This window comes from Agarivorans sp. QJM3NY_30, assembly GCF_050870855.2.
Classification (GTDB): domain Bacteria; phylum Pseudomonadota; class Gammaproteobacteria; order Enterobacterales; family Celerinatantimonadaceae; genus Agarivorans.
In genome coordinates, this window is the sequence record NZ_CP194038.2 from 1,359,926 (window position 1) to 1,374,363 (window position 14,438).

The window sequence follows — 14,438 nt, forward strand, 5'->3', positions numbered from 1 at the left end:
GAAAACATAGATGCATAGCACTGTAAAAATCGTGTTGAGTTGCAGTTGGAATGTTTTCATAAGGCTACGAATGATTAGCTTTAAACTTGAGTATGGTGGACAGCGCTCCATTTTTAAAGAAATCTCTAAGACCAGTGGCTCTTTTGGGGGCTACTTAGCATGGCGAGTACCATGAGCAAACGGCTTAGTCAGTAAGCGTTATTTTGAAAGATTGAATACGCTTAGGCCTGTAATGGAATTTGGGTTTAGCGTATGTGTTCAAGCTATTGTTGCAGTACCACCGCTGATTCTTGCTTTTTGGTGGAGAGCAGCTGCTTCCAGTGTATCACCCTTAAGGGGAGCTCTGGTGATGGCTGTGTATCGCCGATTAGATGAAGTAAATCGGTCATCGTTATGACAGATTTTCCTCGAATAAATACCCCCCGAACCAAGATACTGGCATACAAGGTATCTTGACCAATGAAACGATGTTCAAAGTACCAATATTTTTCATCCCAACCGAGTAATTTACTATGCAACTCTAGTTTGCTGAGTGGTTTAATGGGTCTGATATAAGTGATCGACTGAGCATTCACTACGCCTAACCAACGTTGTTTAAGACTCGCGGCAGCCAATCCTGTTTTTAGCATCATGTCGATCCGCCCTAAGTCTCCGAAGGCGAGATAGCGGGAGTTGGTTAGGTGCATATTGGCATCACAGTCAAAGGGTAGCGCCCGTAGGGAGATAACAAAGTCTTCGCTGACTGACGCTGCTGATTTTGAGCTGAACCAGTGACGAAATAGCAGACTGAATAAACGAAAATATAAATTCATAGTAAATCTCACACTCAAACTGTTTACATCTGTTTAACATATCTGGTCGGATGAGTAAAGCGAAGGGCGTATGCGCTGGTGATTGGTGTGATTAGAATGAGTGCAGTGTAGATGTGATTTTGTTGAAAGTTTAGGGCACTTGAACTTAAATAGTGAGTGCTGTAAGCATCTGGTTTTATCCGATATATTTCACGCATTATACTTGACAGTTAGTGCTTAAGTTACAAGCCGAAAGACTCGCTACATTCATCCAAAGCAAGGTATTAAGAAGATGCCGTTTATGCTGAGCCGGTCATCAGACCGTTTGAACTTGAGTCTGCAATTGCAGCAGGGCTTGATGTACAGAGCTGAAGGCTATTTTATGAAAGGGAAGTGCTGCAATAGGATGCCACTGCCAAGTTGCGACATCATCTAAGGCTTTTAGATTGGGCTGCTGATTCAGCTTACAGCTGAAAAAACTGTCGCAAGTATGATAAAGCACCTGTTTATAATGGTAACGATTGGCGAAAGATCCAAAATATTGTAGCGATTGTAGTTCTACCGATAGTTGTAATTCTTCATATAATTCGCGTTGTAAACCTTGCTCTAAACTTTCCCCATATTCAACGAAGCCGCCTGGTAGATCCCAATCGCCTTTTTGCGGTTTAACCGCTCTGGAAACCAGCAGTACTTGTTGTTGGTAGAGTAATATAGCCCCCGCGGTTGAGGCCATATTGTGAAAATATACAAATTGGCAGCTGTTGCAAGACCACTGTTTAACATCGATTTGCTGTAGCTTCGCTTGACCACATTGAGGGCAGTATTGGGGAATAAATCGATTCACATTTTATCGCTATTTAACGGTTTATGGATGAATGGTAACGATATATACAGGGTTTGCAAAGGAGATTGGGGTAGTCGCTAGTAGTAAATAGCAAGTAACTAGTTAAACATAGCGCACTCAGCGTTTATTTGCCGTTTATACGCTTGATTGTAATGGTTTGCTGTTTTAAGTCCATTGATTATCTTGAAGTTTTACCTCGCAAACAAAATTGGCTCTAAATCATTTTATGCGTCTTGGGTCTGACATATACTGCCTCAGTTTATTTCTATTTCCTTCAATGCTCTTGTTTACAAGGACCAATAATGAAACCCCAGTTGAAACCAAATTGCCCCAATTTTTCTTCAGGCCCTTGTGCCAAAAGGCCTGGCTATCAATTAGCTGAGTTGAATATTGAGACACTTGGACGCTCCCATCGAAGTAAAATAGGCAAAGCGACTCTTTCCCAAGCAATTGAACTCACTCAACAGTTACTGTTGTTACCCGAAGGATATCGGGTGGGGATTGTTCCAGGGTCTGATACGGGCGCCATGGAGATGGCTATGTGGTCTTTGCTAGGCCCCAGAGCGGTGGATATTTTCAGTTGGGAGTCATTTGGTAAAGGTTGGTTTACCGATGTGATTAAGCAACTTAAGTTAGAGCAGGTCCAGCATTACAGCTGTGATTACGGTTTGCTACCAGATCTACATCAAGCAAACTCGGAACATGATTGTATTTTCACTTGGAACGGCACCACTTCTGGTGTCGCTGTACCGAATGGAGATTGGATTGATAGTCAACGCGAAGGGCTCACCATTTGTGATGCTACTTCGGCGGTATTTGCGATGCCCCTCCCTTGGGAAAAACTAGATGTGGTTACATTTAGTTGGCAAAAAGTACTCGGTGGAGAAGGGGCTCATGGGGTGATTATTCTTAGTCCACGGGCTGTTGAACGTTTAGAAAGTTATCAACCTAGCTGGCCTATGCCCAAAATTTTTCGTTTAACTCAAGGAGGAAAACTCATTGAAGGTATCTTCAAAGGCGAAACGATTAACACGCCGTCGATGTTATGTGTGGCAGACTATGTCGATGCACTCCAGTGGGTTGAATCGATGGGCGGAGTTGCCGAAAGTATTAATAAATCGCAGCAAAACCTCCAAGTCTTAAAGCAATTTGTCGCTGAAAATGATTGGATCCATTTTCTCGCTCAACAAGAGAACACACTCTCTAATACCAGTGTCTGTTTGACTCTCGATGCTAGCCCTGACCAAGTAAAAGAGATCATGAGTTTGCTTGAGCAAGAGCAGGTTGCTTTCGATATCGGAGCCTATAGAGACGCTCCTGCGGGACTGCGTATTTGGTGTGGCGCCACTGTAGAACAACAAGATTTGCAAGCGTTGATGCCATGGTTAAAGTGGGCTTATGCTCAGGTGTGCCTTTAAGTTTTAAGGAAACTATTTAGTTATTCTTTCGTGCTGCAGTTTGTCACGGAAACATCATTTAGGTTGTTTAGGGAGAAACTGTATGCCGAGTATTCGTACTATCAATCATATTCATCCGCAAGGGCTGGCTTGTTTTTCAAGTGACTATCAAGTCGCAGCAGAGTTAGCGACAGCGGATGCCATTATGTTACGCAGCGCCAATTTGCATGACTTTGATATTCCCAAAGCGGTCAAAGCTATCGCACGTTGTGGTGCCGGCGTGAATAACATTCCGATTGAACGTTGTACCAAGCAAGGGGTTGTTGTATTTAATACACCAGGGGCTAATGCCAATGCGGTTAAAGAATTAGTATTAGGCGGGATGTTAATCAGTGCTCGTAACGTGGTCTCTGGTTGGCAGTTTATTGACTCTTTATTACCCACCATGGATGCGAAGGCGCTTGCGCTGAGTGTCGAGCAAGAAAAGAAGCGTTTTGTGGGCTCTGAATTAGCAGGGAAAACTTTAGGCGTCATCGGGCTCGGAGCGATTGGTGCGGCCGTTGCTCACGCCGCTTTAGCTTTGGGGATGAAAGTGGTGGGTTTTGATCCCGCCTTAAGTATTCAAGCAGCATGGCGCCTATCTTCAGAGATTGAATGTGCCGAAGAACTGAAGCAGTTATTAAATGCTAGTGATTATGTCACCCTTCATGTGCCTGCCAATCAACATACGCAAGGCCTGATTAATGGAGATAATACCGGTGAATTCAAACGAGGTGCCATATTACTTAATTTTGCTCGTGGTAGCATCGTTGAGGAAGATGCACTCTTAACGGCCTTGGACCAGCAGCACTTATCTCTGTATGTAACTGATTTTCCCAGTGTGAATTTAATGAAGCACTCCAAAATTTTAATGCTGCCACATTTGGGCGCGAGCACTCAAGAGGCGGAACAAAATTGTGCGGTTATGGCGGCTCGTCAACTCATCGACTTTTTGGAGAATGGCAATATTCACAACTCGGTGAATTTTCCCAGTATTAAATTAAGTCGCAGTGAAGGCTACCGAATTGCTTTTGCCAATGACAACGTGCCCAAAATATTAAGCCAGGTATTAGCGTTATTATCGGATATGAATATTAATGTGGTCGATATGCTGAATAAAAGCCGTAACGATATCGCTTATACGCTGATGGATATTGATATTCCTGCAACTCAGCAGATGTTAGATGCGATCGCGGCTATCGATCACGTATTTCATGTGAACGCTATTGGCGAGCATGCCTAAGGCTTGTTTTGTTGTTTTCTGATTTCCCGGTTTTGTAACTTAGATAGTTTGAAGCTGGGAAAGCGAAGCTCAAAGTGGAGCGCTAATACACGAAGTAAGAACGCAGCGCTGCTTGATAACAAAATATTATGGACTTCGTTGACGCCTAATAGGCCTAATAGTACATAGCTGGTACTGCCAAGTAGACAAACAGTTACGTAGATTTCTGGTTCAAAAATCACGAGTTTTGTCTGTAACATTAAGTCGCGAATCGCTGAGCCAAGCGTAGAGCTAATCACCCCCATGAGTATGGCGACCAGAGGCGTAGCTTCATAACTCAGTGCTTTGCTGGTGCCGAGTACCGCAAACAAGGCGATACCCGCAGCATCTAGCCACAATAAAAACCGGTCAATTCTAATCACCCAATGGGCGAAGAAATAAGTCATGACCGATGCGGTTATACATACGCTTAGATAACTAGGATCAGCAATCCAAAATATTTTTTCGGTTTGTAGTAAGAGATCGCGAATCGTTCCACCGCCAATGCCCGTGACGATACCCACAAAAACAAAGGCAAGTATATCCAATTCGCGTTTGGCGGCCGCTAAAGCGCCAGTTAAGGCAAACACAAACACTGCGATTAAGCCGAATTGATATAAGGCTGAATTAAAATCTAAGATCATGATTCACAAATACAATAAAAGAAAGTGTAACGATTATAGTTGCTGATGAACTTTAGCGGCAGTTAGAATTTTGTGAATATTTTGGCTGTTGATTAAGGTTTATTTCGATGAAGCTGGATTTGCTGAAAAATTCTAATTTATAGCATCATGAGCGGATATGGAATGAATGAAGCAATAGTGCAAACTTGAAGGTTTACTGAAGTGAAGGTATGTCGGCTTTTATTTTTGGCTAGGAAGTCGGATCGTTATTAAATTTGTTCACTCGGCACTCTTCGCATCGAGGTTCAACTCTTGTTATCTCAACTCATCATGGTTCATGAAACAGAGTTGCCTACAATTTATTTTGACTGCTAATGTTTTTACTGGATTAAATCAGTCCCATGACCGCAGCCTTAACCGTTGCCGCAGTTTTGTTGACGACTTCGAGTTTACGCATTGCTTGGCTTATATGAAAATTCACGGTGCGAGCAGTGATGCTTAAAATCGTTGCAATTTCTTCTGATGTCTTGCCATCTGCTGTCCACTTCAGCATTTCTAGTTCTCGCTGACTAAGTACCGGGATCTGAAGCTTTTCGGCAGTGATTCTAGCGGATAAACCGTGATGGGTAACCTGAGTTAACCAGAGCAGTTGGTAGCGATAGCGAACTAACTCTGCGGGTGATAGCATTTCTGTTGATCTTGCCAGTGTTAACATTCCGACTGTGCCGTTGGCTTGTCTTGATGATTGAGCCCAGCCATATTCTAAACCTACGGCTCGAGCGTCTTCCATTAAATCTGGTGTTTGAGCAAATAACTGGTCACTCCAAACGATAGGGAGTTGCGAGGTCATGCCGTGATGTACTGTGGGATCAATCTCCAGATAGTTATTTTCTTTATAGGTTTGCTGCCATATTGTCGGGTAATTATTGAGCATTTCGGTGCGAGGCGCCGATAATGGATAGGGGATCCGTAGACCATAGGCGCAAAAATCAAAGCCTAATGCGTTGGTGATTTTTGATAGTTCAGCAAAAAAATCGCTACTTGAGCCTTGCAGCTCTAGTAAACAGAATTGTTCTTCTAACCAAGCTTCCATGAATCCTTTATCTTCCTGTAACTATGCAAATATGACGCATAAATATAAACCTGTTTAAAATTGAGTATAGCGCAACTGTTAATGTTGACAATTGAAGCGAAATTTTGCGCGTGTTTTTATGAGCTAAGCTTCATATAACTAAAAATAAATAATGAAAATACGGGAAAGTAGACAAATTGTTGTCAAAGCTATTGATTATTTAGTCACGCCTTGCCCTGATGGTTTAGTTCGTTTGACTGTAGAGCAGCTATCAGCATTGACATTTGAGCATATAATATCGGGTTTAGATAGTGTTAGCGCGGTAGATTTTGAAAGTGAACGAGCCTCATTTTCGGGGTACACCGAATGGTTATTTGAAAATAGGTGCGCGATCACCCTCGGTTGGGATTGGCATTGGTTATGGCGTGACGGCCAAATGACGTGTTGTGTGAAAGCCTTACCGCGAAGTAATATTCAGTTATTAGAACAAGGGCTTGATGTGAGCCCTCGTCGAAATGATGAGCTATTGATAACCGTAATCAATCTTTTACCATGGCAAAAGATTACCGCGGAGGCGATCAGTAAGCGTTACCGTGAGTCTCCAATGAAGTTGCGTTAGTTAATATCGATGTAACAGGCAAATAGAGCGTAACCGTTGAGAATTTTTGGAGGGCCGGCTCGGTGATGACGAAATCCAGCATGACGGAGCATCCGTTCGATGCCTAAAGGTGACACTGAAATAAGCCGTTTGGCACCATGCTGTTTGGCACACTCGATGGCTGCTGTGAGTAAGCCGAGTGCTTGACTAGACATCAGTTGAGTTGGCGCTTCGTTATCATTGTCAAAATCTACAGCGGCAAAGCGAGATAGTTCCCAAATGTCATCTTGTTTTGGACAAGGCAGGCCATTGAGTAGTTCGGGAAAGACTTCTTCTAATAAGTAAGGTTGAGTTGTCGGAAGCAGGCGTGCGCAGCCACTGATGTTATTTTTCTCATTTTTAGCGATAACATAGACAGTATCGTCGCGGTCAAATTGGTCTTGCTCGATGCCTTTTGGGGTATTCAGTTCCCAGCCAAGCATTTCAACGAAGACTTGATGCCGATAATGATTTAAGTGATTCATGGTGGTTGCTGGTAATTGTTCGGCAAGGCCGTTAACGTAGTTCATGAGCATCTCCTTATGATGATGCTATGAGTACAATTCAGCTTGTTGATAATTTAAACTGTCAAATATGACAGCTAGCTAATTTGTCAAGGATCAGCTATGCTGTTGTTTTTGTTAGTTTTATCAGTAAGGGGTTTGTTTTTTTTAGCTAGATATGAAGTTTGTAAACTTGTATATGTTTCAGTAACCTAGAAATCGTCCCTCTTAGCTTCATCTTGCCAGCGTCGGTATTCGGCGACTAAAATATTGGGGAACTGGCGGTAATCGGGGTAGGGACAGAGTAAAATATTCGCGGCGATAAATTGTAATTTTTTATGACTTATAACATCTTTGGGCTGCACGATATGGTCAAATCGTTGCCAATTGTTTTTACCTGCAATGATGTGTTGTTTTGCTTTGCTGACTATTTTGTCGCCAAAGTTGATTTGTTGCTCTGCCAGTAAGCCCTGTTGTAGGTATTCCCTCCAGTTATCATCTGGTGCTGTTAGCTTGGCATAGATCGTTAATATTTTTCGCCAATTGTTATTGTTGTTGAGCAGTAGTTGCTGAGTCAATATAGCGGAATCAAGTTGCTCAAAATTTTCCGGTAAGTTTGGCAAACTGCTGTGCAGATATAAAACCGTATGGGCTTGTTCGCAGCCGATAAAAAGCTTGTTTTTCGCCGCTAGTTTTGGCATTTCCTCTCCCCCTGTGATTCCTCTTGTTGCTTATTGCTTGTCATATAATTGCCATTTTTCTGTTGCTTGTTTGTCATGTTTGGCTTCTAGCCTAGCGACGAATACAGGGAGAGAATCATGATTTCTGCGCAACAAGTACTCAATCAACATTTTCCTAGCTTAGTTCAGCACCCGCGTCGCCATCGCTTAGCGAAGTGGTTCTTTTCAAAAATACTGTTTGAAGATGAATTTCAAGCGTTTGCCGATAAACATCCCCATTTAAAGGGAGTTGCATTTATTGAGCAAGTGTTTACTGAATTAAATATAAGTTACCGAGTTAACCAGAATGAGCATGAGCGGATCCCTAGTGAAGGTCGGATCATCATTATTGCCAATCATCCTATTGGTTCCATCGATGGTTTGGCGCTATTACATCTGGTAAGCCAAGTGCGCCATGATGTTAAAATTGTGGCTAACGAAATTCTTTCTGCGATTGAGCCTTTGGCTGATTTGTTGTTACCCGTAGATAATATGCGAGGCAATAGCCAACGTAAGCAATTAAATGCGATTAGAACATTACTCGATGATGAAGGCGCTGTGATCATTTTTCCTGCGGGGGAAGTATCGCGACTCAAGGGCATTAAGGTGCTCGATGGTAAGTGGACTAAAGGTTTTGTGAGTATTGCGAAGAAAACCAATACACCTTTGCTCCCCATCTGTGTAAAAGCTAAAAATAGCTGGTTGTTCTATATTAGCTCCTTAATCTATCGTCCCTTGTCGACGCTGTTATTGGTGAAAGAGCTTTTTTTCCATCGAAATAAGGTTTTTTCGATGGTGGTTGGTGAGCAGATCCCAGTTAAAAGTTTTGGTTTGAGTGGGTTAGAGCGTTCGACTCAGGCTCAGTTATTAAAAAAGCACCTCTATCGAATTGGCAATAATAAAAAAGGTCTATTTCAAACAGAAGCAGCAATAGCCCACCCTGAACAACGCCTTCCTCTCAAACAAGCGATTAAGCAACTCGAAAAAATCGGAGAGACTCCCGATGGAAAGGGGATTTATATTTGTTATGGGAATACACAACCAGTGATTTTGTCGGAGTTAGGTCGTTTACGTGAATTGGCTTTCAGGGCTGTGGGTGAGGGAACGGGACGGCGTAACGATACCGACAAATATGATGCCCACTATATGCACTTGATCCTCTGGGATACCGAAGAGTTAGAAATTGCCGGTGCTTATCGTTTTGCCGATAGTCAACGTCAAATAAAGCAACTGGGGGTAGAGGCTCTGTATAGCCATTCACTCTTTGAATATGATCTTAACAGCTGTGGTTTTCTTGAATCAGGTATAGAGCTTGGGCGAAGCTTTGTTCAGCCTAAGTACTGGGGAAAGCGAAGTTTAGATTACTTATGGTTAGGGATTGGTGCGTTCTTGGCCCGTCATCCACAGTATCGTTATTTGTTTGGCCCGGTCAGCATAAGTGCGGCCATGCCGGAAGCGGGTCGAGACTTACTCATTTATTTCTACCAAACTTATTTTCCGGCAACACAGGTATTTGCCCGTTCGCGTCAGCCTTACCAGCGGGCGAAACAGATCAAGAATAATATTCATATTTCGTTTTCTGGCGAGGATTATAAGGCCGACTTTGCCCAGTTAAAAAGTGCGCTTGCCAGTATGGGAACCGCTGTACCCACTCTGTTTAAGCAATATACGGAATTATGTCATCGAGGCGGTGTACAATTTATCGACTTTAATGTTGACCCTGATTTTAACCAATGTATTGATGGTTTGGTCTTGGTTGATTTAACCCAGCTAAAAGATAAGAAGCGCGCCCGTTATATCGAGAGTCACCTTATGGTTGAAGCGGCTGTTTAAACAACTGTGTTCGATTTATTCTGAGGGCTTTATTCAGCTTGTAGTTGGTGTCCATATCAAGCTATTCGAAGCGCAATAGGTCTTTACTTCTTTGGGTTATATTTAAGAAGTAAAGACTATTGAGTTTATCTTACTCCGCGGTGATATCGCTTTGTTGCATGACTCTTGCTAAGCGGATGACTGCTTGCTCTAACTGCGGAGCGTCGAGGGCAGTATAGTTCAAGCGGATTGCTTGGTCGTGAATTTCGCTATTGGCTGGCCAAAACTCATCACCCGGAACCACCGCGACTTTTTCTTTTAGAGCTGCGGCGGCTACCTGATGGGCTTGGTGTCGTTTTAGGTGGCACCAGACAAACATTCCGCCTTCAGGTATCGTAAATTCAACATAGTCACTGAGATGCGTGTTGAGGGCGTTTACCAGCGCGTCTCTTCGGCTGCGATAATGCTGGGTTAATTGTTCCAGATGTTGCTTAAAATCAGGGTGGCAAATGGTCGATAACAACATTTTTTGCATTGGTAGCGCAGAGTGTAAATCACTGGCTTGTTTTACTTTCTTCAGTGGCGCGAGCAATTCTTTGGAGGTCATTACATAACCTACCCGCATACTTGGGGTGGCGATTTTAGAAAATGAGCCTAGGTAAAAAGCATCCCCATCACAGAGCTCGGTGACGGTCGGTAAGCTTGCTCCTTCAAAACGTAACTCTCGGTATGGGGCGTCTTCAATAAAGGCAACCTTGTACTTGGCTAGCAGTTCGGCCACTGCTTGGCGCTTGGCCAGGCTCCAGCAGCAGCTGCTTGGGTTTTGAAAATCGGGAACGGCATAGAATAACTTGATTTTCTGGCTTGCTAATAGCTGTTCCAGCTCTGCCAAGTTGGGGCCATCTGATTCACTCTTTACCGTTAGCGTTTGTGCTTCGGCAAGGTCGAATATTTGTAATGCGCCTAAATAACTGGGCGCTTCGCAAAGGACTTGGTCGCCAGGGTTTAAGTAACAGCGCGCAATTAAGTCCAGAGCCTGTTGTGAACCGCTGGTGACCATTACGTCATCGGCCAGCGCGACATGTTCAAGTAACCAATTGCGTAGTTCGCTTAGTCCTTCGGTGGCACCGTATTGATAAATGCTTGGTTGTTCGGCAAGCTCGGCGGCTGCTTGCGCCAAGATAGCTTGCGGAAAACGGCTGGCGTCTGGCAAACCGCCAGCCAGCGAAAGCATACCAGGTTGCTGGATTACTTTTAGGATATTACGGATGTAAGACTCTTTGGTCTGCTTTACCCGATTGCTTTGTTCTATCATGAGCTGCTCTATTATGGTTGTTAGGTTGCGTTTACAGGGGCACATCATTACAGATCTCAGCCCAATAAGGCATTAGTATTTATGTGCAAACTCTTGTCCATTTGTGCTATTTTTGGATAAATGTGTTGAGCGAATACTTTTAGGAAGTGCTATGTCATTGAATACCGATGTAAATAGACAAAGCCGGATCAATGACGTGCTTTATTATATTCATCAAACCATTGCCGAGCCGCTGAATGCCAAAGCCTTAGCTGCTATCGCCGCTTATTCGCCGTTTCATTTTCATCGTTGTTTTAAACAACTTACCGGGGAAAGTGTGAACGATTATATTCGGCGTACGCGTTTAGAGCGTTGTGCCAACTTACTGATTTTTTCACCTCATTTGACGGTGCAAGATGCAGCTCTAAGTTGCGGTTTTCAATCTCCAGCCTCTTTTTCTCAGGCTTTTAAGAAACATTTTGGGCAATCTCCTCGGCAATGGCGCGAAGGAGGCTACAGTGTTTATAGTCAAGCAAACTATCAGCAAAGTTGGAGTGAAGAATTACAGCAACGGATGCGACAGGCACAAACGCTTAGTTTACCAGTGGTAAGTGTTCGGCGTTTAGAGGCGCAAACTGTGGCTTATGTGCGCCATCAAGGCTACGATCGCAGCATTCGCCAAGCCTACGAAAAGCTTCAGGTTTGGGCCGATAGTCAGAAGATTGATTGGAGTCAGGACAAGCTTTTGGGCTTATACCATTCTAATCCCGATATCGTGCCTGCCCCCTTATGCCACTATGTTGCTTGTCTTGCTGTGGACACTCCGTTTATTCGCCGTGGCCCTGTAAGTTGTTTAACGATTCCTGGCGGCATGCATGCAACTATGGAAGTGGCTGGACAATATGGAGAGTTACTGCCAATGCTGCATCAGTTTTATATGCAATGGTTACCGAATAGCGGTTATCGTATGGGTAATATTCCGGCCTTTGTACGTTATAAACAATGTCAGTTTATTGATCCTGAAGAACGCTTTGAGTTACAGCTTTGTGTGCCTATCACCCTCTAAATGAGCAATATGATTGAGCCGATGTTAGCGTTTGGTTGGATCTTTGTGTGATCTCTTCGCCTCGTTTTTGCTGTCATTAATTTGTCATAATTCCTTCATAATATCGCCACTTAATTTGGAGCCTAATAGCTGCCAATAACATGAACATCGGTCGACGATTTGTGATTGTTTTGGATGGCTTAGTCGTGCTTGCTGACGGCGTTCATTATCAGCATTGCTTAGAGGGTTTCGCCAAACGTTTTGCTGCTTTGTTGCTCGTTACTTGTTGAACACCGCTGACCTGCACAGAGCTCAAGAAACCTTAAAATTGAGCGAAAGTTAAATTCGAAAGGTTAATGACCCCTCGAATGCCAGAGCGGCTTTAGCGCTTCGTTAGTTGTATTAGGAGTTTTTATGCGAGTTTCAAAGTTTTCAAGCTTATCTGCTTTTTCCTTACTGGCAGTGAGCTCGATACTGATTGTTGCCCTCTATTTTTCTTTAGCGAAGTTGAATGTATCAAACCAACAGTTGCAGCACTATCAGTCGCTCAAGTCACAATTTAATCAGCACTTAGTGGCAAAGGTGAATCGCTATTTAAGCACTGGTAATGCCATCGAATTGAGTGATGCAGAGAGTTTACTAGAAGATTTAGTGGCTCGTACTGAAGGGTTGAAACTTAGTCATTTATCTCAGCAGTTGAATGAACTGCTTGAGTCTTTGCATACTCGCTACTTGGCTCTGGGTAAATTAAGCGGCAATGAGCAGGGTTTATTGATTAATGCTGAGCGAGAGATGCGAGGCTGGGCCGATAGTTTTATTGATTACGGTTTAGCGGCAAAATATGACGATTCAGCCAAGGCCTATATCACTGGTGGCAGTGAATTGCTGAATATGGTGGCGTCTTTGTCGATGCAGCGCAATCGCTACTTCGCGAGTGCTTCGGCTCAAAGTAAGCAGGCTTACGATGATGCGCTTCAACAGCTCGGACAACAATTTGAATTAGTCAATAAACTACCTTTACTGGGCGTGATGAGTGAGGTTGAAGTGGATGAGTTTTCGCTCGGAGATCCTGATGAGGCAGTCGATTTAGTCAAAGAGATAAAGGCTGAACTTAACAGCCTAATTCAACGTTATCCGAAAGAGCTCAACTCTTCTGCTGAGCTAATTCAGCAGCGAAACATCATGCGTGAGGCACTGCTTGCTGATATAAACCAGTTGACTCAACAGATTGACCAAGCTGAGCTGCAAGTGCTCGAACAGCGAGATGCGGTGATGCAGCGAGTGGCAGCGACTCTTTATAGTGTGGCGGGCTTGATTTTATTGATTGCGGTAGTGATGCAATGGGTTATGAAGCGCACGGTGCTAACACCTTTGCGCGAGTTACGAAATGGCTTTGCTATGTTGGTACAAAATGGCCTGATCGAACGCTTAAGAGTGAGACGTGATAACACTGAAATAGGTGAAATCGCGACTTTCTTTAACCAGTTGCTGGCCAAACAAGAGCAGTTAGAGAAACTTAAAAATCAACAGTTGTCGGTGGTTTCCAATTCACTTGACGCTGTTTCTGAACAGGTGCGCCAAGTCTATTTAACTTCTGAGCAAACTGATCATCAGGTCTCTGAGTCGCAACTGTTGATGGTGCAACTAGGGAAATTGACCGAGCAGTTAAATCAAATTTCCAGTGATGTGGAGCATAATGCAAACGCGACCGAACATGCGATGAATGAATCCCAGCAAGATGTGGCTCAAGTTATTGATGCCAATCAGCGAACCAGTACTGCGGTTGTTCAGGGTCGCGCTTCTTTAGCCAGTTTGGTGGGAGCGGTCAGTGATGTAAGTGCCATTTTGGATGTGATCCGCAATATTGCAGACCAAACTAACTTGTTGGCTCTAAACGCGGCAATCGAAGCGGCGCGGGCCGGAGAGCACGGCCGTGGTTTCTCGGTTGTGGCCGAAGAGGTGAGAAGTTTATCGATGCGGACCCAAACGTCGCTGGAAGAAATCACCGCCATTTTACAGCATCTTAAGCGCTCGTCATCTGAGCTAGAGGTGAATATTGGCGGGATTGAACAGGCCAGTGAACATCAACAACAAATATCCTCTAAGTTGATGGAAACTACTTATCAAGTAAGGGAGCAGGCACAAACTTCGGTAAAAGTGGCGCATCAAGCAGGCCAATTCATTCGTGAGCAGAGTCAACACATGGGAAGTTTCAGCAGTAAAATGAACACTGTGAAAGCTCAAGTGGAATCGGCCTATCAGCTCGCTACCAAAATTGAATCGGATGTTAGTTTGCAGGTTTTAACCATTGTGAACACTCTTAAACCCGCTTAGCGAAGCCTTTGTATTAAAGTGAGGGCATTAGTTAGAATTCGTTTTTAGCATGTTATACTGACATCTT

At 43.7% G+C, this 14,438-nt stretch carries 13 protein-coding genes; 6 read left to right on the plus strand and 7 right to left on the minus strand.

The window, feature by feature from the left end; genetic code table 11:
* Nucleotides 1-263 precede the first annotated feature (263 nt).
* Together ACRRSX_RS06240 and ACRRSX_RS06245 are read right to left on the minus strand one after the other, a co-directional pair.
* On the minus strand, nucleotides 264-812 hold the full coding sequence (locus ACRRSX_RS06240; protein WP_432454059.1) for an acyl-CoA thioesterase: 549 nt from the start codon (nucleotides 810-812) through the stop codon (nucleotides 264-266).
* Between the two features lie 295 nt (nucleotides 813-1,107).
* Complete coding sequence (locus ACRRSX_RS06245) at nucleotides 1,108-1,635, minus strand: NUDIX hydrolase (protein ID WP_432454058.1); 528 nt, start codon at nucleotides 1,633-1,635, stop codon at nucleotides 1,108-1,110.
* A 302-nt stretch (nucleotides 1,636-1,937) separates the two neighbouring features.
* On the opposite strand from ACRRSX_RS06245, the gene ACRRSX_RS06250 reads away from it, so the two are divergent.
* Together ACRRSX_RS06250 and ACRRSX_RS06255 are read left to right on the plus strand one after the other, a co-directional pair.
* Complete coding sequence (locus ACRRSX_RS06250) at nucleotides 1,938-3,053, plus strand: phosphoserine transaminase (RefSeq protein WP_432454057.1); 1,116 nt, start codon at nucleotides 1,938-1,940, stop codon at nucleotides 3,051-3,053.
* Nucleotides 3,054-3,135: 82 nt separating this feature from the next.
* Complete coding sequence (locus ACRRSX_RS06255) at nucleotides 3,136-4,314, plus strand: 3-phosphoglycerate dehydrogenase family protein (RefSeq protein ID WP_432454056.1); 1,179 nt, start codon at nucleotides 3,136-3,138, stop codon at nucleotides 4,312-4,314.
* On the opposite strand, the gene ACRRSX_RS06260 is transcribed toward ACRRSX_RS06255, so the two are convergent.
* Together ACRRSX_RS06260 and ACRRSX_RS06265 are read right to left on the minus strand one after the other, a co-directional pair.
* Nucleotides 4,311-4,976 carry a trimeric intracellular cation channel family protein gene (locus ACRRSX_RS06260; RefSeq protein ID WP_432454055.1) on the minus strand — a complete coding sequence of 222 codons (666 nt, stop codon included), beginning with the start codon at nucleotides 4,974-4,976 and terminating at the stop codon, nucleotides 4,311-4,313. The genes ACRRSX_RS06255 and ACRRSX_RS06260 overlap by 4 nt on opposite strands.
* Nucleotides 4,977-5,343: 367 nt before the next feature.
* Nucleotides 5,344-6,048 (minus strand): autoinducer binding domain-containing protein, encoded by a 705-nt coding sequence (locus ACRRSX_RS06265; RefSeq protein ID WP_432454054.1) that lies wholly within the window; start codon nucleotides 6,046-6,048, stop codon nucleotides 5,344-5,346.
* A gap of 151 nt (nucleotides 6,049-6,199) precedes the next feature.
* Between ACRRSX_RS06265 and ACRRSX_RS06270 the strand changes: the two genes are divergently transcribed.
* Nucleotides 6,200-6,646 (plus strand): DUF4902 domain-containing protein, encoded by a 447-nt coding sequence (locus ACRRSX_RS06270; RefSeq protein WP_432454053.1) that lies wholly within the window; start codon nucleotides 6,200-6,202, stop codon nucleotides 6,644-6,646.
* Here the strand turns inward: ACRRSX_RS06270 and ACRRSX_RS06275 are convergent.
* Both ACRRSX_RS06275 and ACRRSX_RS06280 read right to left on the minus strand, forming a co-directional pair.
* Nucleotides 6,643-7,194: an acyl-homoserine-lactone synthase gene (locus ACRRSX_RS06275; RefSeq protein ID WP_432454052.1), complete on the minus strand. Its 552-nt coding sequence runs from the start codon at nucleotides 7,192-7,194 to the stop codon at nucleotides 6,643-6,645. The two genes, ACRRSX_RS06270 and ACRRSX_RS06275, sit on opposite strands and share 4 nt — an antisense overlap.
* Before the next feature lie 185 nt (nucleotides 7,195-7,379).
* Nucleotides 7,380-7,868 carry a DUF6942 family protein gene (locus tag ACRRSX_RS06280; RefSeq protein WP_432454051.1) on the minus strand — a complete coding sequence of 163 codons (489 nt, stop codon included), beginning with the start codon at nucleotides 7,866-7,868 and terminating at the stop codon, nucleotides 7,380-7,382.
* A gap of 117 nt (nucleotides 7,869-7,985) precedes the next feature.
* Here ACRRSX_RS06280 and ACRRSX_RS06285 point away from each other — a divergent pair, with 117 nt between their 5' ends.
* Nucleotides 7,986-9,719 carry a GNAT family N-acyltransferase gene (locus ACRRSX_RS06285; protein WP_432454050.1) on the plus strand — a complete coding sequence of 578 codons (1,734 nt, stop codon included), beginning with the start codon at nucleotides 7,986-7,988 and terminating at the stop codon, nucleotides 9,717-9,719.
* A gap of 130 nt (nucleotides 9,720-9,849) precedes the next feature.
* Here ACRRSX_RS06285 and ACRRSX_RS06290 read toward each other — a convergent pair whose 3' ends face one another.
* Nucleotides 9,850-11,013 (minus strand): PLP-dependent aminotransferase family protein, encoded by a 1,164-nt coding sequence (locus ACRRSX_RS06290; protein WP_432454049.1) that lies wholly within the window; start codon nucleotides 11,011-11,013, stop codon nucleotides 9,850-9,852.
* A gap of 151 nt (nucleotides 11,014-11,164) precedes the next feature.
* On the opposite strand from ACRRSX_RS06290, the gene ACRRSX_RS06295 reads away from it, so the two are divergent.
* Nucleotides 11,165-12,058, plus strand: a complete 894-nt coding sequence (locus ACRRSX_RS06295; protein ID WP_432454048.1) for an AraC family transcriptional regulator — start codon at nucleotides 11,165-11,167, stop codon at nucleotides 12,056-12,058.
* A gap of 393 nt (nucleotides 12,059-12,451) precedes the next feature.
* Nucleotides 12,452-14,371, plus strand: a complete 1,920-nt coding sequence (locus ACRRSX_RS06300) for a methyl-accepting chemotaxis protein (RefSeq protein WP_432454047.1) — start codon at nucleotides 12,452-12,454, stop codon at nucleotides 14,369-14,371.
* Nucleotides 14,372-14,438 lie beyond the last annotated feature (67 nt).